Here is a 23,464-nt window from a genome sequence, read left to right as displayed (position 1 = left end):
GATGAATTGTAATTTTTTATGAATGAATTGTAGCGGGCTTCCAAATCAGGGGTAATACAACCGTGAAATTTTTATTGTCAGATAGCACCTGAAACCCTGGTTGATTTAAAAGGCTATACTTGTTTTTAATGTTTTCGAGCCCTACCCCATTACTCGGCACTTTGATTGTCCGGGGTTGAATATTATTATTGACCACCAGTTTTTTGCCTCTGGTTGAGAATATATCAATCACTAAGGGTTTGTTTTTAGATAATGAATTGTGTTTCACTACGTTTTCAACCAGAAGTTGTAAAGTGAGCGAGGGTATGAGGTAACCGTAGTATTGCTTATCTATTTGCAAATTCATTTTTACTGCCTCTCCATGACGGGTTTGCAATAACCGGAAATAAGAATGAATAAATCTGACTTCGTTATCTACTGTACTCATGCCTTCTTCGTTGTTTCTTAGTAAGTATCGGTATACTTTACTTAGCTCGTCCAGAAATTGTTCGGCTCTTTGTTTATCTACGGCAATTAATGAAGAAAGCGTATTGAAACAATTGAATAAGAAATGCGGATTGACCTGGCTTTTGAGCGTATCAAATTCCTGGTTGATAGCCAATTGTCTGAGTGTTTCTTTTTCAATGGCAGTCTCTTTTAGCTTTGATAGTATAAAATCAGCCTCAAATAGGGTTTCGAAAGTAAGATAAATAAAGAAAACAAAGGCGAAGCATTTCCAGAAATGAGCATTTTGATACTCGTAACCAAACAAATGAAAGAAGCCATAAAATGTTACAGGCACGAAAGTACCTACCAAACAAATTAAAAGCAGAGAAATCAGTTTTCTGGAAATCCGTGCAAAACTTTGCTGTACTTGTGGATAAATTCGCTCTAGATATTGATTGTAACGCAAACGTATCAACCAAACGATAAAGCCTAAAACAAAAACCAAGGGAAACGAATATAACCACAGGCGTGAGTCTTGCCAGATGGTATTTTCATACATAAACAGATGTGCGACACAAACAATAAATGGCATCGAAAACAAAAAGCTGAAAAGCTCTAGTTTAGGTATAGATTTAAAGTGCATAGCTCACCTCCTTTTCTTTTTTGATTAAAGGGATAGTAATAGTCCGGCAGGAAACTTTTTGCTCATCTACCTCTATACTTTTGCCCAGCAACTGATATTTTTTTACCAGATGGTCAAGCCCTGACTCAAAGTCAATGGCTTCTGTAATGGACTTGGGGTTAACAGAATTCCTAAATCGCAAAGTCTCTTCGCTTTCGGAACAAATATCAATTTTTAAAGGGCTTGCCTTGCTCATGATATTCTGTGAGAAAGCATTTTCAATTAATACCTGCAAAGTAAGTGGGGCTATCAGTTTTGTTTTTATGCTATCAGTTATTTCAATTTTTACCTGTAAACTATCCCCATATCGCGCTTTGAGGATATGGATGTAAGACCTGATAAATTTTAGCTCTATTTCGAGCGATACCATCGGGTCTTCATCATTCCGAAGCATATAGCGATACACCTTTGTCATTTCGTTCAGAAAAGTCTCTGCCTGCTCTTCATCTTCCTGAATCAGGCTAGACAATGAATTAAGGCTATTGAACAAAAAATGTGGGTTCACCTGGCTTTTCAAGCCAATCAGCTGGCTTTTCTTATAGGCTATGCTCAGTTTTTCGGTTTCTTCTTTACTTTTTTTCCACTCATTATACTGCACAATACCTTCCATCAGGAAAGTGATGAAAATATTGAGGAGCGCTAATGACACGTAATTCCAGGCCAGATCTGTTTCAACAAAATGATAGTTAAGAAAACTAAACCAATCTTCCAGTTTATTCAAGTAGAGATATAGAAATAGGAAAGTCAATAGAAGAAAACAAGTGATGCTCAAAGAAAGACGCGTAGATATCTGCCTCTCGTTCGGAAACCGCTTTTTAACTTGTACAGCTATTGCCCCGCAAAAAACGAAATAGGCTCCGAATGCTATCAATGTGGAGGTACTCAATACCAGAAAATTAAAGGTACTGGCAAAGTATTGCTGCGAGAAGTTATATGAATTGAATATAAGTGCAAACACCGGTGTAACTATCGCCATCACCAAATTATCTTTACCATTATATGCGGGTAGTTTGACTTTCATTTTACGAAATTCCTGAAAATTTTATTAGACAAATAGTTGCTTCGGCTGAATCCGTCAAAGTCAGGCTTGAAGTGTTATAAGGGTATCTTTATCTGAACTACCGAATACTTTTCCTGATGACGGATGTCGAGATGAGCCCGCAGACCATCTTGCTTCTGTATAAATTCCTTACATTCAAAAACACTTTTAACGAATTGACGATTCAGGTTGCTGCTAAAGAATTCAATAGAAAAATCTAAAACAGATAACATTACTTTCAGCTTGATTTTACGTATTTCCGTTTCAGCATAAACCAGATGTTCAATACTTTCCTTAAACAATATCAGCAATTCATGCCTTACACGCATATCCAGTTGTAAAGCCTTTACTCTTTCTTCTACCTCAATTAAAATCTCTGTCCCATTTTCCTGATTCAGACACTCAATAAACTCCTGCAAGCGTTCCACTACTTTTTCCATGCTGTCATTCGCAGGGTTAATACTCCAGAGCATATCATCCATCGCCACAATCATGCTCCCGCTTTTATCATGAATCTGTTCTATAAATTCTTTTGATTTCACAGGGTCAGTATCGGTTTTTATACGGGCAATCTCGCTCAGCACATTGATGTTATTCAACACCGTGCTGATGTCCTGATGCAGGCTATCGGCTATTGTATTACGCATCTTCACCAGAGCGTCTTTGCGTTTCATCCGTTCGGTATCCAACCAGAAAATAACAGCAGCCGCTAAAACAAGCATAGTTATATAAAACCACCAGGTCTGATAAAACGGTGGATTTATTTTAATAGTCAGTTCGGTAGCCTGTTGAGATTCATTGCCCTCTTCGTCTACGGTCTTGATGATAAAATGGTAGCGATCGGGAGGCAAATAATTATAAATAGCCTCATTATCAGCCGTTTGCCAGTCTTTATCAATGCCTTGTAGTTTATATTTAATCATATAAGCACTATTGTATAATAGCGTTGAAAAGCGGATCAGGATGGAGTTCTGGTTGTGTTCCAGTTCAATTTCTTCGAGTTGAAGAAGAGAGTCAACAGGTAATGATTTATTGAGCACCTTAAAGTCGGTAATCCTGACTTCCGGTGGAGTTGTATTCGAATGAATCTGGGCAGGATTAAATGCTACAAATTGGTTTACTGTACCAAAAAGCAATCTGCCATCAGATAGGTGATACGAGGCAGATTGCGTAAAGTTTTCATTTTCGAGTCCGTCTGTACGGTTAAAAGAGCTAAAAATTGTTTTGGGCAAATTGAGTTTGTATAAACCATTGGTGCTGGTTATCCAGAGGTATCCGTTTTTATCTTTCTCCACAGCTGTATTAAAACCGGAAATCCTGCCGGGTGCTCCAATAATTCTGGAGCGATTCAAGAGCATATTATAGCAGACTATACGGGTACCGGTAAGAATCACCATTAATGAGTCGTTACATTGAAGGAACCCAGCAACTCCACGTTCAGGAAGTAGTTTGTTTTCATATTTGATACGACGCAATATTTTACCTGAAACAGGACTAAATACGAAGGCTCCATTTTCGGGGGTAGCTACCCATATATTCCCTTTGGAGTCAAGTTGTAATTTATTAATAGAGACTTTAGGGACAGCCTCAAAAGAATTGATTTTGAAATTATTTTGTGGACTTGCCCTGAAAATACCCTTGCTTTCAGTACCTATCCATAGGTCACCATTTTTGTCTTCTACAATCTGTTTGATGGGCTCGTTTGTCAGTTCATCCCAATGTATCCATTGGCAGGATTTTGATTGCTGATTTAAGGCATAAATTCCGCCGTCTGTACCAATCCAGATGGTATTACTATCTGCTGAGGCACACATAGCCCATACATTGAAATTCCCATGCGCAGGTAAACCTTTTATTCTGAAAGGTATAGGTTTAAGGTTCTTGTCATATTCCGAAAGCCCATCGCCCCAGGTACCAACAAGCAATGTGTGTTTGCGTGTTGGCATAAATGCATGAACCCTTCCTGTACCACTAAGTCCCGATTGTCTATTCAGATGATGCACATTCGTAAAAAACTCCTGTGAGGGGTTAAACCTGAAAACACCATTATTATTGGTAGTCACCCAGAGGTTGTTCTCACGGTCTTCATAAATGGTTCGTACCCGCTCATAGGCAATACTTTTTTCACTCGTAAACCCATTGGGAATCATTTGGAATTGACGGGTATCTTCCTGGAAAAAAGCTAATACCAATTGCCCTTTTACCCATATAGTGCCATTTTGCTGTTCATGAAACCCAAAAATATCGTAATTGCCTTTTAGGATATTATTAAACGAGTAATTAATAAGAACAGGTTGACGACGAGCAATATCATAGCATCCAATAGGCGGAGATATAACAGGGGTTATATACCAGAAACGTTTTTTGCTATCAAAAAATAATCGGTTATAAACCTCTTTTGGATTCAGTTGGTCAATCAAAATCTCATGGTCAGGATTATGACCCGATTCGTTCCATCGTCTGGTTTTTAGGTTGTAAACAGCCAGCCCGCCGTTGCTTAAACTTATCCAATACTTATGGGTATGCGGTTGTTGAACAAAGTCTACTATACCCCATTTGGCTTTAAAAGGCATAAAGTTGTATCGATAAGAAAACTCATTTGCCTGTGGACTATAAGTAATTACCTCACTTCCGCCAATCAGATAAAACAAATGACCTGATTGGTCAGTTATCAGCCGCTTAACATAGGTAACTGGGGATATTTCTTTACGAAAATGTGTTTCTACTTCATGAAAGATGAATTTTTTGGTATCAAAGATTCCAACCTTTCCACTTGCCAGAAGTACCCATAGGTTGTTTTTATTATCTACAAGCAATTGCCAGACCGGATTAGAGGGCAATTGACTATTGGCCATCTGAAAAGACTTGTATTCTTTGCCATCAAAACGTTGCAGACCATTGGTTGAGCCGATCCAGATAAACCCTTCTTTATCCTGCACAACTGTATTGGTTTGATAAGCGAGAAGCCCTGAGGCCGGAGTGTAACGGGTAAAGGTATATTGTCCCTTTACAGGCAGACTTAGCTGTAAAGAAAGAAGAAATAGGATAAGGAGTGTCAGCGTTTTCTTCAAATGCTTTTTAGCAAAATTAACAATTATTCCTTTGCATCCGAAAATTAAATAATTGTTCTGAAAATCAGACTCTTAGCTATTATGTCTTCAAAAAAAAGATGTATGAATTGAGAAAAAACGTGTATGAATTGTAGTCAACAAAATACTAAGCCAAAGAAACACGAACCAGAAAATCTCTTGATGCGTGTTCCTTTGAATTTCTAAACCAAGCCGGCATTATTTATATTATTGACAGGCGTTCTTAACAGCTTCCTCAAATTGTTTTCGTTCGGCGGCAGGTATTCCGGGGCAATCAATTACTTTTCTTGCGGCAGTTACCACAGCTTTACATTTTGTCAGGTTAGTAGGGTCTTGTGCAAATTCTTCATAGGCTGCTATATAATCTTTTGTGGTTTTTTCATAGCAACTTGCAGGATCTGGTATAATATCTACTTTTGATTTACTACAAGCAAACATTGTTGCTGCAATGGTAACGGACATTAATAGCTTTTTCATTTGAATATCAGTTTAAATGACTTGTTTATTTATTTTGATGGCTCAAAGTTCTTTCTTTTTGTATGGGCTAGCTATCCCTTCCGGCTGGATTGAGGCTTTTTTCGAATCAATTGAAGTATTTAAGGTTATAGCTTCTGGCAATTCAATAAATGCTGTGATTGGGAAGGATTAAGTATAGCTTTTATTGAAATAAGGCTTAGTAGAAAAAAACCAATAAAAATCTAATTAGCTCTCTATAAAGCAATTGCAATAGAAATAAACAATTCAACGGCTTCTCCCTCAATCTATTCCAATCTTCTGTTGAATGAACTGAAAGGCTTATTTTCTTTTTTGGATAATGATGAATTTTGGATAAAATATTAACACAAAAATCAAGAAACCATGAAAAGAAAATTCATCAATCCTGAAATACAGGATGAAGCAACCTTCACCAGATTTGCTTGTGAGACTGATGGGGAATTAACCGAAATTGACATTCTATTACAAGTGGGTGGAGGCAATCCATTGCATTATCATAAAACGTATTCAGAGACTTTTGAAGCCATTGAAGGAGAGCTAGGCGTAAAAATTGGTAAGAAAAAAGAAATAAGAATTTTGAAACCGGGAGAGAAAGTAACAGTACCTGCGAATACACTTCATTGCTTCTTCAATCCTGGTAAGGAGCCAATCAGATTTAAGGTTACGATTGCTCCGGGGCACGAAGGTTTTGAAAAGGCCATTATGGTTGGATATAGTCTGGTTGAAGACGGAATGATGAAGAAGCATTTTTTAAGAAATATGTCCGTACTCATCACGATAAGTGATATGAACATACCGGGTCTCTTTTCCTTTTTCGAGCCTCTTTTAAAATGTATTGCTTATTTCTCTAAAGATTATGAAAAAGCATTAGTAAAAAAATATTGTTCACAATCCATTCAAGTCAATGAATTGGCTTGATATTCAATTTTTCATAAAGTTGATGAATCGAAAAGAGGCTTCTAAAATTAGTTTACAGGGACTTATTCTGATTCTGTTGATTCGGGAAATGCTTAAATCAAAAAATCATGCGAAGAAGTTTTTTCAATCCTGAGATGCAGAATCAAGCAACATTTATACAATTGGCTTATGAATCTGATGGTAAGAAGACTGTAATTGAAAATGTTTTACAACCGGGTGGAAGCAATCAATTACATTATCATAAAACTTATTCGGAGACATTCACAGCCATTGAGGGAGAGCTAGGCTTAAAGGTTGGTAAAAAGAAAGAAGTTAGGATTTTGAAACCCGGAGAATCATTTACACTATCGCCCAAAACGCCGCATTGCTTTTTTAATCCGGGTGAAGTGGCCATTAAATTCAGGTCGGAGGTTGTTCCGGGTCATGAAGGTTTTGAAAAATCAATTATGATTGGATTTGGTCTGAACATAGATGGCCTCTTCAAAAAGAATCTTTTAAGAAATGCCTCAATCATTCTTACGATTGGTGAAATGAATATGCCCGGCATCTTGTCTTTTTTAGAACCTGTGTTGAAATGTATTGCTTATTTCTCAAAAGACTATCAAAAAGCATTGGTGAAGAAGTATTGTACGCCAATTGCCATCGCAAAAGAGTTAGCATGATATATAGGAATTTACTCACCGCATGGTGTTAAATATAGATGATCAGTAGTCAGAAACCGTCTCAAATGAATTTTGAGGCGGTCTTTTTTTGCAGATTATCGGAGTACAAAACTATGGCGCATTCGCCCTATTGAATGTCGTTTTCGACCCTCATCTGATTAAATAAATTGGCTAATTTTACAAGAAAACACTATGCGAAAAATTATTGTTACCGAATTCATCACGCTGGATGGTGTTGTTGAGGCACCCGGCGGCAACGAAACCAATCATCCTCACGGCGGCTGGCAGGCACAATACAGATCACCCGAAGGGGGCAAATATAAAATGGACGAGCTGCTTAATGTAGGTGCTTTATTATTGGGCAAAAATACATATGTACAGTTTGCTGATTACTGGCCAACTCAGGCTGGAAGTGTATTTGGCGACCGGATGAACGACTATCCAAAATATGTGGTATCTACTAGCTTGCCCAGTGCCGATTGGAAAAATAGCCATATTCTTCGGGATGTTGCTCAGGAAGTAGTAGCATTAAAAGAGACCGATGGGAGTGATATATTGGTGTATGGAAGTGCTACACTTGTGAAAGCTCTGCTTCACAATGACTTAGTTGATGAATTGCGATTGATGGTAATTCCCGTAGCAGTTGGTGGTGGATTGAGGCTTTTCGATGATAATCTGGAATTAAAGAAATTTGGCCTTAAAAGTGCTGACACATGGAGCAATGGCATTATTATGCTAGTATATCAGCCAATCAAATAAAGTGTCTTATAATACTTATATAGGCTAAAGCCTGCGAATAAATTCTTGCAGGCTTTAGCTATAATTTTCTTTTTACAATCTATTAATTATCGGTTGTGCTATATACACAAGCTTCTATTTTAGCCTCAAAAACTGAATTGCTATCGGCTACAAAACCGGGTGTCAGTTCAATAGATTTGCCTGCTATCAGTTTATAAGATTTATCGGCTGCAACTCTATTGCTACTCTTGATGGTATCATAGGCTTGATTGTACAAGTAATTAATATCTCCTGCCAATACCGCATTATTCTTACAATCTCTGAATACATGAATCTGATGTGTGCCATTCTGAAGTGTTATCCTTACAAATATAAGGCCGTTATGCGGCACAAAGTATTGTGGAAATGAGTACCAATTAGGCACTAAGTCAGCCAGTATTCTCTTTGAATCAGCAGTAGACTCAATTTTTGCAGGTTCCGAATCTGTTGCATCATTAGATGCAAAATAAACACCTCCTTTCCCAGCATAAGCATATATATTAGTTATACCAGTAAGGGGCACGGTACCTTCTGCTGTCAAATCAGATTTAAATAATTGTCTATAATTGTTTGGTGAAGAAGCAAGGAAGTAGACATTGTCTTCAAATACCGCAAATCTAAGATTGTTTGCATAATTTAAAGGTGCGCCTGAGTTAGTGCCTGGATAAATATCTTTTAAGAGTTTGGTACCAGCCGCTGTTCCGTCTGATTTCCAGAGTTCATAACCATTTTCATTATCGTAAGCACTGAAAACTAAAAGCGAATCTTTGAAATTGGTGAGATAACTTGGGCAAGCCCCTGCGTTTCCAAAAGAATGTAAAAGCCTTGTATTATCAGCCGTACCATCTGTTATATACAATTTACATCCATCTGTAGTGCTGTATTTAGTAAAATAGAGACTTGTACCCACAAGTTCTATGAACGAATTTCCCAAGTACATATTCAATCCTGGTGTAAGTTCTTTCACCAAAGTGATATTCCCCTCACTATATTGAAATAATTCTTCGCCATAAATACTTGAATATCCCATAAAGTACAATTTGTCGTTTAAGGCCTTCAGGCCTCTGATACCTCGGGTATCGTTAGGATAAGCACGATCTACAATTCCCACATTTACTGTGGTTTCAATGCTTCCGGCGGTTTGCCATAATTCATTAACTACACTGAAATAGACCTGGCCATTGGCTGACTCAAACTTATTAGAACTTGATAGCTGCCCAAGCCTTGGGCTTGAATAGAGTTCGACAGGTGCACTCACACCATCTGTTACCCATACTCCTGTAAAGGTCATGATATAAATCTGGTCATTAAACTCATATAAATCCCAGAATTTAGAAGAGTTATTATAATATTCAAAAGCATCTTCTTCCGCAATCGTTTTTTCGGGCATCGGATACGGTGCAAGATCTGCAAATAAGGCTGTACCAGCTTGCTTGCCATCTGTTTTCCAGATTTCTAAGCCATTTTTTCCATCGTCGGCGGCAAAAAACAAGCCTGTTGAATTAGAAACTGTTTTTGAAAAGTTATAATCATTGCTTTTATAAGTAGCATCAATATCACTTATAAAAGTGTTCGTTTCACCATCGGTTTTATAGAGTTCGTAACCAGTTGCCGGATTATAAGCAGAGAAATAAAACCAGTCACCTGATTGTGTCAAAGGATACACATTGTCGATATTGAGGGCAGAGGTGATATTTTTTACTAAAACTGCATCTTCACCGTTTTGTGTCATATAGCATTGGTATTGGCCTTCAGTATTATTTGTAATGAAAAACAATTTATTATTGAACCCTCTCACATACGAATAATCGCCGTACCATAAATTCTGAATGGGCTTGGTTCCTTGTTGAGTGCCATCAGAAATCCATAGTCTGGTACTTGACGATTCGTGATCAGTAAAGAAATAAATACTTCCATTGGCCATAGGGATGAATTTTCTCTTTTCTGCATTTACAGGAAACGGGTCAATATTGGCATCTGTCACGTTTATTACCTGTGCAATTTCTTCATCAACAGGCGATTCAATTATTCCTAAATCTGTTTTTCCACCAGTATTATTTATTAAAAAGAATAATTTATCCTGAGAAACAGTCAGATTTTCTGCCGTCCATGAGCTATAAGTAAATTCGTTATTAACAATAGTAGGTAGACCATTAATTCCCAGGAAGAAAAGATTACCGCTATAAATAGGATTAGTAGTAAAATATACTTTTTCATCAAAGAGGGTTAAATTATTAACATTTAAAAAACCGGAACCCATAGAATAGGTACTATTATAGGTCCCCCCCGATTGTATCATCACTGTAGTGTTAGCCACACTCCCATCCAATAGATTAATATAAGCCCCATATCCATTCACTACTATTTTACTGGTGCTTATAAATGAACTTTTGACACCGGGATAAATATCCTTTACTAATTCTGTTCCCCCTGAAGTACCATCCGTTATCCAGAGTTCACGGCCATTTTTACTGTCAGTAGCTGCGAAAAGTACTTTATCTTGCAGTACTTCAAAATTCGAAGGTGATGAACTCCCTGAATCAGGATTAATGTCTTTTAGTAATTTAGTACCCTCGGTTGTACCGTCAGTTACCCAAAGTTCCTCACCTACCAAACCATCATTTGCACTAAAAAATGCTTTGAGTGCTCCTTTCATAGAAACGACTTTGACATTCTTAATATCAGATGTTCTACTGTTTACATTAATGTCTTTTACCAGAAAAGTCCCTGCGGGTGTTCCGTCTGTTATCCATAATTCATAATTTAAGTTATTATAATAATCAGAGGCAATTAGAAGCGCCTTATTTCCAAATGGAATAATACATTCCTTGTTCCGGATGCTGGGCTGAGGCTTGGTTCCTGTAGCAGTAACAATTCTGGTGGTACCACCAGGAGTACCATCCGATTTCCAGAAACCGTAACTAGAAGAGTTTGCTATGCCTCCTACAAAATAATAGACTCCGTTTACATCTACGCCATAGCGAGGATACGAACTCTGGGTAGAGGATTTGATTTGCGTTAAAAGCGAATTCTGGCCAAAGCCAATTGATATAAAGAGAGAAAAAATAATGGTCAAAAGTTTTTTCATAGCTCGTATAATTTTGATTTATGGTCAAAACTATCGGCTTGCAAAACAGTAAAGAACAGGCTTGTGAATGAGTTGAGGTTATTGGTTTATGGATTGAGGAATTATTTTCAGTGCAGTGAGGTATAAGGATGATATATAGACATTACATAGATGTATAATATAGCAGTGTAAAATCATCACAAACAATTATACAATTTTCTTAATTTTTACTCTATACCATAGATAAGAGATTAGTTTTGATAGTGCATTCAGGTAAGTAAATCTATCCGGGAAGACCATGAGTCTCTTTCTTTCAAGTGCATTGGGTAAAGAATAGAATTTTATTAATTGATGTGTGTACTCAGCCCATGAAAGTGGAGTGTCCTGTAATTGACGATAAATAGATTTGTATTTTATTTTTGGCAAGAATCTATCGTAATGCCGACTCTTTTCCCAAAAAGAAAAAATCCTGTGTCCGATTTTTTGTTCAAATACTATCGATTCTCCAGATTCAGAAAATATATTCTCCATGATGGCATTACCTGTATCAAAAATCTTCTTCATTTTCATTTCCTCGGCCCAATTTCTTAGACATGAGGAATCATGCTCTGGATACCTATTCCTGAATGCTATTAAATCGGCAAAATCTTTGAGCCTTAACCAACAACCTCTTCCACCATGATGATTAAGCATCATTTTGAAAATGGCTTTTGCATTTGGGATACGTACTAGTTTTCTTTGAAAATTTTCAATTTCAGTTTGTTCAAAAAACTCATTCAGATCAATGGTATAGAAATGAAAATTCTCTCCTATCGCCCAATGAAAATCTATATATAATTTAATTCCCATAGGTGATTCTTTATATAGTCCAAGCTCTCCGTTTTGAGCCCTTTTTATCAAGTCATCAATAAAATCATCATCAATTTTGTGTATTTCTGTATGTTTTGTAGTTAGATTATAGCCATTTTCAAGTAGTAATTTAGCAGCTTTAGAAGCTTTTTCTGGTTTTACGAGAATATCAATATCACAACTTTCACGGTATGGCTTTTTGCCATAAAGCTTTTCAGAGAAAAGAATGCCCTTGTAAGGTATACACTCTATATCATTTTCCTGAAAAAAGGCTAATATGTTTCCCAGTTCCTGAATACTTGATAAATCGTTCATCGCCTGATTCCGGACAAATTTTTTCAGAACAGCAACAGACTTATTTTCAAAGCCGACAATTCGGCAGGCTTCATAAAGCAGAGGTCTTATCCGATGATACACGGCCATCTGGGTCAATCTTTCCCAATCTATATCTGATGAATTAATAAGCGCTGAAAATGTATCTTTTTGTTTATTAAGAAGAATAAGCCTAATGGCTTCAATTAAAACCTGCAATTCGAAAGAAAAGAGGGTCTTTTGATTATTCATGAAAGTCGGTTTGATTTAATTAAAAGGGTTTAGCGTTTTCATTTGCTCAATCTGTTAGAAACTGAGTACTCCAGCGAGGATATTTCTCTCTTTGTTAGTAAAGAAACAGAAAAAGCATTGCCAGCAAATATCAAAAGCGAAACTAGGAAAATATTAAAGTAAATACAAATAGCAAAACTCATGAGTTGGTTTTATAGGAATAAATGATGAGGTAGAAAAGCTTTATTTCTTTGTTGTATTGATGGATAATAAGGCCCAAATTTCTACCAAAAAAAAATAATGCAGTATACGTATTGTTTATTTAAATGGGATTACATAGTTTTATAACGTATTTCAAGCCAAACTTCTATAATATAAAAACGCTTTACTTCTGAAAGGAAACTTTTGCTGAGTTTAATAACCATTTCCTTCACAAGTAACTAGCTCCATTCGAAAATTTGCAAATGCTTTTTCGGATAAAATCATTAATCATTTTTTGCGGTTACTTCATTTGAGTAATCAAAAAACAGGGATTGGCCCGCTTTTTTATCAGCATGAGATTAATTCTTTTGCGTTTTACTTTTGCGTAAGTTTTTTATAAATATTAAAACTTTTGTTCTGTGTCGTTTTCAAATCCTAATTTTCAGTTCAGTCGTGAGCGGAAGTTCACGATTGCTCCGGCTGCGTCTGCTTCAATGGAGGTAATGCCTGCCGTTATCAATAACCTGGCGCTTATCATTAAAGGGCAGGGAGTGGTAATTTTCAAAGCACTTAAAGAATTCTCATCCGACACTTCAACCTTTCTGTCTTTTCATAATGAAGCCAAAAGTGTAAATATTGAATTACAAATGCAGGTAGGCAAGATAATTCTGACTCAGAATGGCAGCATATTGTATGAAAAAAATGATAGTGGGCTCACCACCCATTCGAGAGCTTTTTATTGGGCAAGCCTAGATGCGCAAAAACAATGTTTGCGATTTGGTGTGGGAGAATCCCGCTTAGAGACTGAAACATTTCTTTATCAGTTCCCTATTGGCCACTCTACTAAACTATTATTAGAGAGCTTAACCAATTTCAGCTATGATGATGAACAAATAAGCCTTTTAAGGCTTCTGCGCGATCCTATCCTTGACGATGTTCCGTTAATGGTAAAAAATACTAATGAATTAACGATGGACATGATTGCCAATGGTACTTTTCTGCCTAAAGCAAATCTTTCTACTATTGCTCAGAAGCTATATGATAATATAGCTGGTAACAATTTCACACTTAATACATCAGATTTCCCTGATTTTGTTGAAGCAATCGAACATAGCATTGCTACTCCCGGGTGCTGGTGTTATGAAAAACTCAAAGAAAAAGCCGGAGAGTTTGGAGATAAAGACCCTAAAAAAGTATATCTCAGAATTACCTTAGGGCAGAATGGGGGTGAGTCACCGGGCATACCATATGTCATGGAAATCTGGCCGGCGGGCTGTTACTCCCCTATTCATAACCACGCTGGGGCCAACGCAGTTATCCGGGTTTTACACGGGCAGATAAATGTCAAACTATTTCCGTATCTGGGCACAGATAAACCTTTTGGTGAGGCAGTGTTTTCAGAAGGAGACATTACCTGGATTAGCCCTACACTCAATCAGTTTCATAAATTACAAAACCCTAATGAAGCCGGCCCAACATGTATTACCATTCAGTGCTATATGTATGATGAGAATGATTTAGGGCATTATGACTATTTTGATTATATGAGTGACGACGATAAGATACAACAATATGAGCCTGACTCTGATTTAGACTTTGTAGAATTCAAGGATAAAATGCAAAAGGAATTGGGCAAAAAATGATTTACGTATATTAGTTGCGTTAGTTGCGGATCAGTAATTTTTCGCGACTAAAGAGTGCATTTAACTAATAAGTCTGAAAGGTTATCAAAAGGCTGTCAAAAACCATTCAACCAGGTTATTAAAATTAAAACCAGAATCGCAAAGTTGGATGTCTGAAATTAGTATTTAAAGTAAATCTGTATTCGGGAGGTAAGATGTGTTTACATCAACCTAATGATGGTAAGTTTCAGGTCTGGGAAGAGGCTATCGTTTGAAGATCCTGAACAAATATGATAGTATTATTTTTACACAGAAACTTAGTGCCGAAAAATAAATACAAGCAAATTCTTGGAAAACTAAGAATCATTATTTTCATTTGTACCGTATAGTCAAAAAAAACAACTGAGCTGACAAGCTTCAAAAGGGCCCTGTCTTACTAAATCTGAGAAAAGTTTTATTAACCTAAGCATTTATTGTTTTGTAAACAATGATAGGAGAGGTATCTGTCTTTTTAGAAATTCTCTTAACAACTAAACACTTTTGTTCACAGAATGCATGAATATATTTTATAGCTACGCTCAAGTGTTATAAGTTTTCATGCCGCATAATTAAAAAACAACTAGGCTGACAAGCTTCAAAGGCACTCTGGCTTGCTCATCTGATAAGATTCTTATTGGTTTAAATATACCGTTGCTTTTAAAACAACGGCTTGGGCAGCTTTTGTCGTTTCCTAAATTATTTTTTCAACCTTTAATCACTTTTATTCACATTATGGATGAATATATTGGCATTATCAAACCGTTTTTGGGAAATTTCCCTCCTAAGAACTGGTTACTATGCGATGGCTCATTAGCGCCCATTGGCACTTTTCAAGTGCTCTACTCTCTGATGGGAACAAGGTATGGTGGCGATGGTATCAGGACTTTTGGCTTGCCTGATCTGAGGGGTCGAATTCCAATTGGTTTGGGTACAGGTGGTGGGCTAACCCCAAGAAATCTTGGCGAAAAAAGCGGTTTTGAAAATGTAACCATTACGCCATTAACCTACCCTAAACACACGCATACGTATAATGGACTTACCGGATCAAGAGAGACGAATGCTCCTACCGGTAACTACTTAGGTATAGCAGCCGGTAATTTCTACTGCCAGCCAGACTCAGGCGACACTTTACTTCCTATGAATGATAAAACTGTTTCGGATTCCCCAGGAGATAATCTGCCGCATGATAATATGCCCCCTTTTCTGGTAGTAAATTTTATTATTTGCTATAACGGTATATACCCGTCAAGACCATAATACAGAGTAGAAAAATATAACTATTTACTTAAAATAGGCTTTAAAGACCTTTAAAATAATTAATAAAATGGAAGAATATATTGGAATGACCAAAATGTTTATCGGTGATTATGCTCCTATAAACTATCTTTTGTGTAATGGTGATACCTTGCCAATTAGTAAATATAATGCCTTATTTGCTGTTATTGGCACTACTTATGGCGGAGATGGCAAAACCAGTTTCAAACTACCGGATTTCAGAGGGCGTATAACAGTCGGTATGGGTTCTGGCCCAGGTCTTACTCCCCGGCCACTCGGCCAATATGCCGGTGTAGAAACAGTAACACTTAATACCAACCAGGTTCCTCCACACAATCATGTCTACAATGCTTTATCAGGCAGTAGAGAAGCGCCAACCCCGGCTGGTAACTTTTTAGGTACTGCTGCCGGTAATTTTTACTCTCAACAAGACTCTGGTGATCAGTTATTACCTATGAACGAAGGAGCCATTTCTCCAGCTGGTGGAGGACAGGCACATGACAATATGCCTCCATTTTTATGTATCAATTTTATTATTTGTGTATTTGGCATCTTTCCGTCAAGACAATAATAAAAGTACGCATTTGATTATGCAGGCTGTTTTCGTGTGAATGAAGCATACTTCATTTTTTTATGCCGGAATATAGAAGAAACCATGCCGGACATTAACGCCAATCAGGCAAGTAAACATCGGAAAACACCTTGTTTTAGAACATCATATTGGCTCAAATAACTCGCTGTTTGTAAAACAACAGCACTGATAAGCCTTTTTCTTTTTTAAATATTTTTCAACCTTAAACACTTTTATTCATATCATGGATGAATATATGGGTATTATTAAACCTTGGGTAGGCCTTTTCGTTCCAGAAAACTGGGCTCTCTGCGATGGTTCTGTGCTACCAATACAACAGAATGAGGCACTTTACGCAATTATCGGTACAATGTATGGGGGCGATGGTAGAACTACCTTTGGGTTGCCGGATTTAAGAGGCCGTGCCCCTGTAGGACCAGCTACAACTCCGACACCCAAACCTCTTGGATTGAAAAGTGGCGCTGAAACCGTAACCATTAACAGTTCAACTTTCCCGACTCATACACATGGTTCGAATGGTTTGAATGGAGCAAGAGAAACCACTTCTCCTACAAATAATTATTTAGGCATAGCTGCGGGGAATTTCTATTGTCAACAAGATCCGGGAGATACCTTGCTTCCTATGAATCCCCGCGTTATTTCAACAGCACTCGGTGGTAGCCAGCCTCATAATAATATGTCCCCTTTTCTTGTAGTGAACTATATCATTTGCGTGAATGGATTGTTTCCTGAACGTCCTCAATAGAGCCTATTAATACTCAAAATAATTTTTAACTGTATCTAAAAATAATAAGTAAAATGGAAGACGAATTTATCGGAATGATTAAATTATTCGTGGGCAATTTTGCTCCTGTTAACTTTCTTTTATGCCAGGGACAATCATTACAGATTAACGAATATCAAGCATTATACACTATTCTTGGTACTCAATATGGCGGAGATGGCAGAACTACCTTCAATTTACCAGATTTAAGAGGTCGTATGCCAATTGGATCGGGCAACGGCCCAGGTCTTACACCTCGGACACCTGGCCAATTTGCCGGTGATGAAACTGTAACACTTACTGTTAATACTATTCCGTCACACAGCCATACCTACAATGCGTTGGCAGGTAACAGAGAGGCTACAAGCCCGGCTAATAATTATCTTGGTGCTGCTGCCGGTAATTTTTATTCTCAGCTAGACCCTACCGATCAATTATTGCCTATGAATGCCGGAATTATTACTTCAATTGGTGGAAACCAGCCCCATAATAATATGCCTCCGTTTGTAACTTTCAATTTCGTTATTTGTGTAAACGGGACTTATCCGCCAAGACCATTTTAATAAAGTTTATGCCAATTTATTTATATATATAATACCTTAAGTACCATGGAAAATCAATTAGAACAAAATCCAGAAGTTGCATCAGAGAAAAAACAATGGATTAAACCAGAAATGCAAGAAGTTATTGACATTGATTCATTTGGTGGAGGTGGATTAGAATCTGCCACTGGAGGATCTTAATGTAAGAAATCACTCCGAAACTATATAAATAGCGCTTAAAATATGGCGTATTTAAAAAGTTGAGGAAGATAGGGAAAACTTTCTGGTTAAATTTAATAGTCATTACAGTATTAAATAAAATCAGGAGGTTTTCTACTGTAGAGACTCTTTTTTCACTTTCGGGAAATTAAAGTAATAGTGGCGAGTGCTAAAAAATACCCAAGCAGACAAGCTTCAAAAGGCACTTTGTTACACTATTTTATTAAAGTCTTACTGGTTTAAATATTTCGTTGCTCATAAAACAACGGCTATGATTGTTTTTGTCTTTTTTTAAGATTTTTCAACCTTTAAAAACTTTTATTCAAATTATGGATGAATATGTTGGCATTATAAAACCTTGGGCTGGCATTTACGTACCTCAGAACTGGTACATTTGTGACGGCTCTTTGTTACCTATCAATCAGTTTCAATTGCTCTTTGCAGTTATAGGTAATATATATGGCGGTGATGGAAGAGTAAATTTCGCTTTACCGGATTTAAGAGGCCGTGTTCCTTTAGATATGGGTACAGGTCCCGGGCTAACAACAAGACCTATTGGAACTAAAAATGGAGTTGAAAGCGTAACAATTACTCCGTCAACATTTCCTAGCCATACTCACGGTTCTAATGGCTTAAATGGCCCTAGAGAAACTACGTCTCCTATCAATAATTATCTCGGTATAGCAGCAGGAAACTTTTATTGCCAGCAAGATCCGGGAGATACTTTAATTCCGATGAATCCGTCAGTTATCTCAACTTCACCTGGTGGCAGCCAGCCGCATAATAATATGCCTCCTTTTCTGGTGGTAAAATATATTATTTGCTATGATGGTTTATATCCTGTACGCCATTGATAAACAGATTGAAATAGAATATACTCAAAATAATTTTTAACTGTATCTAAAAATAATTAATAAAATGGAAGAATATCTTGGAATGATTAAAATGTTTGCGGGTAACTATGCCCCACAAGGCTATCTTTTGTGCGAAGGACAAACATTAACGGTTCAACAATATACTGCATTATACTCTCTCATCGGCAATACTTATGGAGGACAGAACGGTGTAAATTTTAAACTACCAGATTTAAGAGGGCGTATGCCAATAGGGGCAGGTAATGGTATTAATCTTACAGCTCGGCCACTTGGACAATCAGCCGGAGAAGAGGGTGTAACACTTACTGCTAACAATATTCCACCACATAGCCATACTTATAATGCCATATCTGGTAATAGAGAGACTACAAGCCCGGCAAATAATTTTCTTGGTAATTCTGCTGGTAATTTTTATGCTCAACAAAACCCAGGCGATCAGCTATTGCCAATGAATACAGGAGCTGTTTCCTATAGTGGTGGAGGGCAGCCACATAATAATATGCCTCCTTATTCATGTGTTAATTTTATTATTTGTATACAAGGTTTATATCCAACAAGACCATGGTAATAAAACTCACCTCTAATGGCTTCTGGGAATAATCTGAGTAGCATACCAATCAATCAGAAAGTGATCTTCAGGTTTCTTTAAAACAATGAATAAATCTGGACTTATTATAGGTAGAATTGCTTCATAAAGAAGTTTCAGCAGCAATGTAAATAGCGGCCAAAAGGGAGGCGACATCGCTCTCCCTTTTCATTTTATCAGGGTTGGCTAGTCTTTCTTCTATCTTTTCTATATTAACTATATCACTTTTTAAAACAGGCTTATCAGCTAATAGCTGATTCAGGAAAATAGCATTCTTATATCTGAAATAAGGTACAACAGCGCTGCTTTTATCATTTCTATACTTTATGGCCTCTGGCAATATATCGCCTAATGCATTCCTAATAAACTGCCTTTTGTTTTCCTTAGGCCGGAATAAGTCTGAAGGGAGTCTCATCATAAACTCCAATAATCTGATATCAGCCATCGGATAGCGGCATTCGGTATTGAATCTTAAGGCATGCAATGTTTCGGTTTCGAAGCGTAAAGAAGTATAAGGCCGGTTTATTTTTGATATCAGATAATCTTTATAAGATTTCGTATCTAGCCTGTTTTCTATCGGCAACAAGTCTTTCTCAAAGGGTTTATTAAGATAGTTGGCAGCTTCGGTTTTGTTTTTAGTCTGGTCGTTTACTTTATACCCGAAAAATTTATAACGGAGAAATTTCGCCATCAATAGATAACTATTTTTATTAAAACTCCGGAATTCCTGTAATAAAGTCTTTAAATCAGCTTTATAGAAAATATCAAATAGCCACCATTCTCCACTATCCGTCACACATTCATCTCCTGCAAAACCGCTTAATTTAACCCGACAATTGTTTTTATTCATGGCTTCATAAATAGACTTTTGCCAGGTAAAATTCACTTTACTTAGCCCTCCGTGTACTTGTGTACCGTAGTTTAATTCTGCCAGATAAGAATCAAAAGGGTGTTTTCTTAATTTGAAAACCTTTTCTCTATTAAGTTTTATTTTTTCTAAAGCTAATTCCTGCAATGGTTCTTCGTCGTGAAAATCCTGATGATGGGTGCGCCCTTCAATAGACTGCACTAATGAATAAGAGTGAAGATTATCAAAAAACCGGTTATCAGTATCAAATACTTCTTTACTCATGCAAGCAATAGCTGAGGAATCGAGCCCACCACTCAATTCTAAACCTACGCCAAAGCGCTCAATGCCACGCATTCTGCACCTGACGGCAGTCCGGAACAATTCAAAAAATTCATGATAGTATTCTTCTTTCTTTTTTTGTTTGGTCGAAAAAACCGGATTTAGTGACCAATACTTTACTTCTTTAAGCGACTCTCTGGTAAACAATAAATAATGCGCTGGTTTTACCCTAAATACATTCTCATAACAAGTATGTTGAATTCCGGCCGAGGTAAGAATATAGTCGCCATAAAGCGCACTTGCTATATATGATTTAGAGAATTGAGCTTTAAGAGATGTAAGATGTAGAAAAGCATTCAAATCGCTTGCAAAAAAAATAACTCCTTGCTGATAGGTATAGAATAGGGTTTTAAATCCTATATGGTCTTTAGCTATGAAAAGTTTTTTTTCTTGCTTATCCCATATAATGAAGGCAAAGTCACCCAATAAATGCTTAACACAATCTTCTTGATAGTGGGTATAAGCAGCCAGAATGTATTCGTGATCAGATATAACCAGAGGTTGCTTTATAGGTATTTTATTGGCTAGTTCAGCCCGATTATCTATTCTGCAAGACGCTGCCAGAATATAACGCTCATTCTGGCAAATATCATTCAGATTTATTGACTCAGGCGTATTGAATAAAAATTTATTGCATATAAATACCTCGTTTGTCTGGTAGATTCCAAGCGCATCGGGCTTAAAAAAACTGGTAGGTTGTTGCATTTCTGAAACTACCTCTGCCACATTAAAATCAGAATTAAAAGAAATACAGCCAAAGAATTGTGACATAAAAGTCTTCAAAATAATACTACAAATAAAACAAGAACCAAGAGATAAATTTTTATTTCTATTTCAAAAATACTTAATTTACAGAAAAAAAGCTGTAATGACTTTTAATTACCTCGCATACGGAATTCCGATTATTTCAACTATTGAACTACCCGCTTTTATTACACAACCAGAAGTAAGTGAAGTACTGCCCATAAAGGTATCTATAGGAACTGTTCCGGATCAATTAAAGAATCCAGCCTTAGAAATAAAACCTCTTTCAACTTTTAATGAAGAAGAGTTTATTTATACAATGCCCGGTGTAGCCCGATACTATATTTACAAAGGCGAGGAAATAATTATTGAACCCCAGTGTGATAAACAGGAAGATATATTACTCTATTTTTATTCTAATTGCATGGCAGCGGCATTATTTCAGAGGAATCTGCTTCCATTCCATGTATCCGGAGTATTTATAAACGATAATAAAGTTTTACTGTTTGCCGCACCATCTCGTGGAGGTAAATCTACTACATCAGTTATGCTACAACAAAAAGGATATGCTCCTTTTACGGATGATACTACCATATTAAAAATAGACAAGGGTAGATGTTTTGCTCAGGCCTCTTATCCAATGATGCGTTTATGGCAGAACACAATTGCCGAACAAACTATCTTAAATGAGCATGAAAAACATTTATTACGTGCTGATTCAAGCTTAAATAAATATGGATTCTTGTTTCATGAGAAATTTGTAAAAGAGGAAGTAGAAGTAGCCGGTATTGTATTTCTGGCGGAAGAGGGCACTAAAATATGTATTGAAAAGATTAATCCTAATATTGCTATGCCTGCATTAAGTAATAATATTTACAGAAGGCAATGGGTTTTAAAAATGAAGAAAAACAAACTTCAGTTTAGGTATCTTACAAGTATTGCTAATGTCTTACCAGCATGGAGAGCCACTCGCCCTAAAGGTAAGCCTACATTTCAGGTATTTGCTGATACTATTGAAAACGAAATCATTAATCTCTTAAAATAACCCTGTTTTTAATTTATGGAGAGATTAACAAAAGACCCTAAAATAGTATGGCTGGCATCTTATCCTAAATCTGGTAATACATGGTTTCGTTCGTTTCTGTCTGCTCTTTTAACGAATGAAGCAGTTGATATCAATAAAATGGTAACTAATGGCATTTTCTCTGCTAAATGTTTTAGTGAGGAAACGCTGGATTTTAATGCTGATTACCTGACTCAAAGACAAGTAGAATACTTTCAGCGAATTACCTTTTCTTATTTGGCTGCAAAGAGTGATAAATTACTGTATTTCAAGATTCATGATGCATTTACTTTCTCAGAGATTGATGGTCTACCCCTAATTCCGGAAAGCCCATCTAAACTAGCCATTTATCTAGTCAGAAATCCGCTTGATGTAGTACTATCTTTAGCTAATCATGTAGGTATATCTATTGATCAAACGATTGATAAATTCATTATCAATCCTTCAGGTGCTTTTTCCAGGCTAAGGAATTCTTATCAAAATCAATTCTATCAACCCTTGGGTACCTGGTCGATGCATGTTGAAAGTTGGTTAAAGATTCCATCATTTCCTGTTCATTTTATGAGATATGAAGATATGAAAGCCAAACCGTTTGAGACTTTTAAAAGTGCTGTAAATGCCATTGGGCTACAAGCGGATGACAAACAGATTGAACAGGCAATTGAAGCAACCGAGTTTGAAAAACTACAAAAGCAAGAGCAAGAAAAAGACTTTAAAGAAAAATCTAAACCTGCTACCACTTTCTTTTTTAAAGGGAAAGTAGATAGATGGAAAGAAGAATTGACTTTGCAACAAATAGAAAAAATACGTAATGCCAACGAGCCAATGATGCGGCATTTTGGTTATTGGTAAACCTTAGAAACTATGAATTATACAATTAACACTGAGAAAATCCTGTTTACACAATTAGGTGAGGAAGGAGTACTATGCGATATCGACACAAATGAATACATCTCGCTGAATGAAACGCTTTTCAAAATTCTTAAAGGAATTGAAGAAGGTGACAATGTAGAAACTATTGTAAGCAATCTCTGTAAAGAATATAATATTTCAGAAGAGGCATGTAAAGCAGATGTAGATGAGGCTATATCTAAGCTAGCAGCGAAAAAATATATTATCTGATGTTTATATTCAGCCAAATACAAGTTTTTAACCGCCTTAGTTTCAGACGGAAAATACTTCTATTAGTACTGTTTCCTGTTTCTTT

General features: G+C 36.7%; 21 protein-coding genes. 14 read left to right on the top strand and 7 right to left on the bottom strand.

Annotated elements, in window-relative coordinates; genetic code table 11:
• Nucleotides 1-16: 16 nt before the first annotated feature.
• The 4 genes from ACYVFA_RS23390 to ACYVFA_RS23375 all read right to left on the bottom strand — a co-directional run bounded on the left by ACYVFA_RS23390 (nucleotide 17) and on the right by ACYVFA_RS23375 (nucleotide 5,713).
• Nucleotides 17-1,069, bottom strand: a complete 1,053-nt coding sequence (locus ACYVFA_RS23390) for a sensor histidine kinase (protein WP_460474290.1) — start codon at nucleotides 1,067-1,069, stop codon at nucleotides 17-19.
• Nucleotides 1,059-2,129 (bottom strand): sensor histidine kinase, encoded by a 1,071-nt coding sequence (locus ACYVFA_RS23385; RefSeq protein ID WP_460474289.1) that lies wholly within the window; start codon nucleotides 2,127-2,129, stop codon nucleotides 1,059-1,061. Before ACYVFA_RS23385 ends, ACYVFA_RS23390 begins: the two co-directional genes overlap by 11 nt.
• A gap of 74 nt (nucleotides 2,130-2,203) precedes the next feature.
• Entirely contained in the window at nucleotides 2,204-5,218 is a 3,015-nt protein-coding gene (locus ACYVFA_RS23380) for a ligand-binding sensor domain-containing protein (protein ID WP_460474288.1), read from the bottom strand.
• Between the two features lie 225 nt (nucleotides 5,219-5,443).
• Nucleotides 5,444-5,713: a hypothetical protein gene (locus ACYVFA_RS23375; RefSeq protein WP_460474287.1), complete on the bottom strand. Its 270-nt coding sequence runs from the start codon at nucleotides 5,711-5,713 to the stop codon at nucleotides 5,444-5,446.
• Between the two features lie 381 nt (nucleotides 5,714-6,094).
• Between ACYVFA_RS23375 and ACYVFA_RS23370 the strand changes: the two genes are divergently transcribed.
• The 3 genes from ACYVFA_RS23370 (at nucleotide 6,095) to ACYVFA_RS23360 (ending at nucleotide 8,070) form a co-directional block, all read left to right on the top strand.
• Nucleotides 6,095-6,649: a cupin domain-containing protein gene (locus ACYVFA_RS23370; protein WP_460474286.1), complete on the top strand. Its 555-nt coding sequence runs from the start codon at nucleotides 6,095-6,097 to the stop codon at nucleotides 6,647-6,649.
• 107 nt (nucleotides 6,650-6,756) lie between these two features.
• Nucleotides 6,757-7,311: a cupin domain-containing protein gene (locus ACYVFA_RS23365; RefSeq protein WP_460474285.1), complete on the top strand. Its 555-nt coding sequence runs from the start codon at nucleotides 6,757-6,759 to the stop codon at nucleotides 7,309-7,311.
• Nucleotides 7,312-7,503: 192 nt separating this feature from the next.
• Complete coding sequence (locus tag ACYVFA_RS23360) at nucleotides 7,504-8,070, top strand: dihydrofolate reductase family protein (protein ID WP_460474284.1); 567 nt, start codon at nucleotides 7,504-7,506, stop codon at nucleotides 8,068-8,070.
• An 82-nt stretch (nucleotides 8,071-8,152) separates the two neighbouring features.
• On the opposite strand, the gene ACYVFA_RS23355 is transcribed toward ACYVFA_RS23360, so the two are convergent.
• Together ACYVFA_RS23355 and ACYVFA_RS23350 are read right to left on the bottom strand one after the other, a co-directional pair.
• A complete protein-coding gene (locus tag ACYVFA_RS23355) occupies nucleotides 8,153-11,176 on the bottom strand; it encodes an ELWxxDGT repeat protein (RefSeq protein ID WP_460474283.1) in 3,024 nt (1,007 codons plus the stop codon).
• A gap of 186 nt (nucleotides 11,177-11,362) precedes the next feature.
• A complete protein-coding gene (locus ACYVFA_RS23350; protein WP_460474282.1) occupies nucleotides 11,363-12,568 on the bottom strand; it encodes a nucleotidyltransferase family protein in 1,206 nt (401 codons plus the stop codon).
• 599 nt (nucleotides 12,569-13,167) lie between these two features.
• Between ACYVFA_RS23350 and ACYVFA_RS23345 the strand changes: the two genes are divergently transcribed.
• The 8 genes from ACYVFA_RS23345 (at nucleotide 13,168) to ACYVFA_RS23310 (ending at nucleotide 19,243) form a co-directional block, all read left to right on the top strand.
• Nucleotides 13,168-14,391 (top strand): cysteine dioxygenase, encoded by a 1,224-nt coding sequence (locus ACYVFA_RS23345; RefSeq protein WP_460474281.1) that lies wholly within the window; start codon nucleotides 13,168-13,170, stop codon nucleotides 14,389-14,391.
• A gap of 750 nt (nucleotides 14,392-15,141) precedes the next feature.
• Nucleotides 15,142-15,666, top strand: a complete 525-nt coding sequence (locus ACYVFA_RS23340; protein WP_460474280.1) for a phage tail protein — start codon at nucleotides 15,142-15,144, stop codon at nucleotides 15,664-15,666.
• A 67-nt stretch (nucleotides 15,667-15,733) separates the two neighbouring features.
• Nucleotides 15,734-16,255 (top strand): phage tail protein, encoded by a 522-nt coding sequence (locus ACYVFA_RS23335; RefSeq protein WP_460474279.1) that lies wholly within the window; start codon nucleotides 15,734-15,736, stop codon nucleotides 16,253-16,255.
• A gap of 244 nt (nucleotides 16,256-16,499) precedes the next feature.
• Nucleotides 16,500-17,021: a phage tail protein gene (locus tag ACYVFA_RS23330; RefSeq protein WP_460474278.1), complete on the top strand. Its 522-nt coding sequence runs from the start codon at nucleotides 16,500-16,502 to the stop codon at nucleotides 17,019-17,021.
• Nucleotides 17,022-17,074: 53 nt separating this feature from the next.
• A complete protein-coding gene (locus ACYVFA_RS23325; protein WP_460474277.1) occupies nucleotides 17,075-17,602 on the top strand; it encodes a phage tail protein in 528 nt (175 codons plus the stop codon).
• Nucleotides 17,603-17,647: 45 nt separating this feature from the next.
• Nucleotides 17,648-17,782, top strand: a complete 135-nt coding sequence (locus tag ACYVFA_RS23320; protein WP_379790802.1) for a hypothetical protein — start codon at nucleotides 17,648-17,650, stop codon at nucleotides 17,780-17,782.
• 347 nt (nucleotides 17,783-18,129) lie between these two features.
• Complete coding sequence (locus ACYVFA_RS23315) at nucleotides 18,130-18,654, top strand: phage tail protein (protein WP_460474276.1); 525 nt, start codon at nucleotides 18,130-18,132, stop codon at nucleotides 18,652-18,654.
• 64 nt (nucleotides 18,655-18,718) lie between these two features.
• Nucleotides 18,719-19,243, top strand: coding sequence for a phage tail protein (locus ACYVFA_RS23310; RefSeq protein WP_460474275.1), 525 nt, complete (start codon nucleotides 18,719-18,721; stop codon nucleotides 19,241-19,243).
• 121 nt (nucleotides 19,244-19,364) lie between these two features.
• Here the strand turns inward: ACYVFA_RS23310 and ACYVFA_RS23305 are convergent, their stop codons facing one another.
• Nucleotides 19,365-21,221: an asparagine synthase-related protein gene (locus tag ACYVFA_RS23305; RefSeq protein ID WP_460474274.1), complete on the bottom strand. Its 1,857-nt coding sequence runs from the start codon at nucleotides 21,219-21,221 to the stop codon at nucleotides 19,365-19,367.
• 97 nt (nucleotides 21,222-21,318) lie between these two features.
• Between ACYVFA_RS23305 and ACYVFA_RS23300 the strand changes: the two genes are divergently transcribed.
• The 3 genes from ACYVFA_RS23300 to ACYVFA_RS23290 are packed head-to-tail and all read left to right on the top strand — an operon-like array spanning nucleotide 21,319 to nucleotide 23,379.
• Nucleotides 21,319-22,239 carry a hypothetical protein gene (locus ACYVFA_RS23300; protein ID WP_460474273.1) on the top strand — a complete coding sequence of 307 codons (921 nt, stop codon included), beginning with the start codon at nucleotides 21,319-21,321 and terminating at the stop codon, nucleotides 22,237-22,239.
• A gap of 15 nt (nucleotides 22,240-22,254) precedes the next feature.
• On the top strand, nucleotides 22,255-23,109 hold the full coding sequence (locus ACYVFA_RS23295) for a sulfotransferase family protein (protein ID WP_460474272.1): 855 nt from the start codon (nucleotides 22,255-22,257) through the stop codon (nucleotides 23,107-23,109).
• Nucleotides 23,110-23,121: 12 nt separating this feature from the next.
• Nucleotides 23,122-23,379: a PqqD family protein gene (locus ACYVFA_RS23290; RefSeq protein WP_460474271.1), complete on the top strand. Its 258-nt coding sequence runs from the start codon at nucleotides 23,122-23,124 to the stop codon at nucleotides 23,377-23,379.
• Nucleotides 23,380-23,464 lie beyond the last annotated feature (85 nt).

This window comes from Emticicia fontis (assembly GCF_054779675.1).
The sequence above is the reverse complement of the archived record's forward strand: the minus strand, read 5'-3'. Positions and strand labels throughout refer to the sequence as shown.

Coding starts and splice junctions, on each gene's coding strand:
- ACYVFA_RS23335 (WP_460474279.1), top strand. CDS start 15,734: ATGGAAGAATATATTGGAATGACCAAAATGTTTATCGGTGATTATGCT.
- ACYVFA_RS23365 (WP_460474285.1), top strand. CDS start 6,757: ATGCGAAGAAGTTTTTTCAATCCTGAGATGCAGAATCAAGCAACATTT.
- ACYVFA_RS23360 (WP_460474284.1), top strand. CDS start 7,504: ATGCGAAAAATTATTGTTACCGAATTCATCACGCTGGATGGTGTTGTT.
- ACYVFA_RS23370 (WP_460474286.1), top strand. CDS start 6,095: ATGAAAAGAAAATTCATCAATCCTGAAATACAGGATGAAGCAACCTTC.
- ACYVFA_RS23300 (WP_460474273.1), top strand. CDS start 21,319: ATGACTTTTAATTACCTCGCATACGGAATTCCGATTATTTCAACTATT.
- ACYVFA_RS23355 (WP_460474283.1), bottom strand. CDS start 11,176: ATGAAAAAACTTTTGACCATTATTTTTTCTCTCTTTATATCAATTGGC.
- ACYVFA_RS23350 (WP_460474282.1), bottom strand. CDS start 12,568: ATGAATAATCAAAAGACCCTCTTTTCTTTCGAATTGCAGGTTTTAATT.
- ACYVFA_RS23390 (WP_460474290.1), bottom strand. CDS start 1,069: ATGCACTTTAAATCTATACCTAAACTAGAGCTTTTCAGCTTTTTGTTT.
- ACYVFA_RS23325 (WP_460474277.1), top strand. CDS start 17,075: ATGGAAGACGAATTTATCGGAATGATTAAATTATTCGTGGGCAATTTT.
- ACYVFA_RS23295 (WP_460474272.1), top strand. CDS start 22,255: ATGGAGAGATTAACAAAAGACCCTAAAATAGTATGGCTGGCATCTTAT.
- ACYVFA_RS23310 (WP_460474275.1), top strand. CDS start 18,719: ATGGAAGAATATCTTGGAATGATTAAAATGTTTGCGGGTAACTATGCC.
- ACYVFA_RS23330 (WP_460474278.1), top strand. CDS start 16,500: ATGGATGAATATATGGGTATTATTAAACCTTGGGTAGGCCTTTTCGTT.
- ACYVFA_RS23320 (WP_379790802.1), top strand. CDS start 17,648: ATGGAAAATCAATTAGAACAAAATCCAGAAGTTGCATCAGAGAAAAAA.
- ACYVFA_RS23340 (WP_460474280.1), top strand. CDS start 15,142: ATGGATGAATATATTGGCATTATCAAACCGTTTTTGGGAAATTTCCCT.
- ACYVFA_RS23315 (WP_460474276.1), top strand. CDS start 18,130: ATGGATGAATATGTTGGCATTATAAAACCTTGGGCTGGCATTTACGTA.
- ACYVFA_RS23290 (WP_460474271.1), top strand. CDS start 23,122: ATGAATTATACAATTAACACTGAGAAAATCCTGTTTACACAATTAGGT.
- ACYVFA_RS23375 (WP_460474287.1), bottom strand. CDS start 5,713: ATGAAAAAGCTATTAATGTCCGTTACCATTGCAGCAACAATGTTTGCT.
- ACYVFA_RS23385 (WP_460474289.1), bottom strand. CDS start 2,129: ATGAAAGTCAAACTACCCGCATATAATGGTAAAGATAATTTGGTGATG.
- ACYVFA_RS23305 (WP_460474274.1), bottom strand. CDS start 21,221: ATGTCACAATTCTTTGGCTGTATTTCTTTTAATTCTGATTTTAATGTG.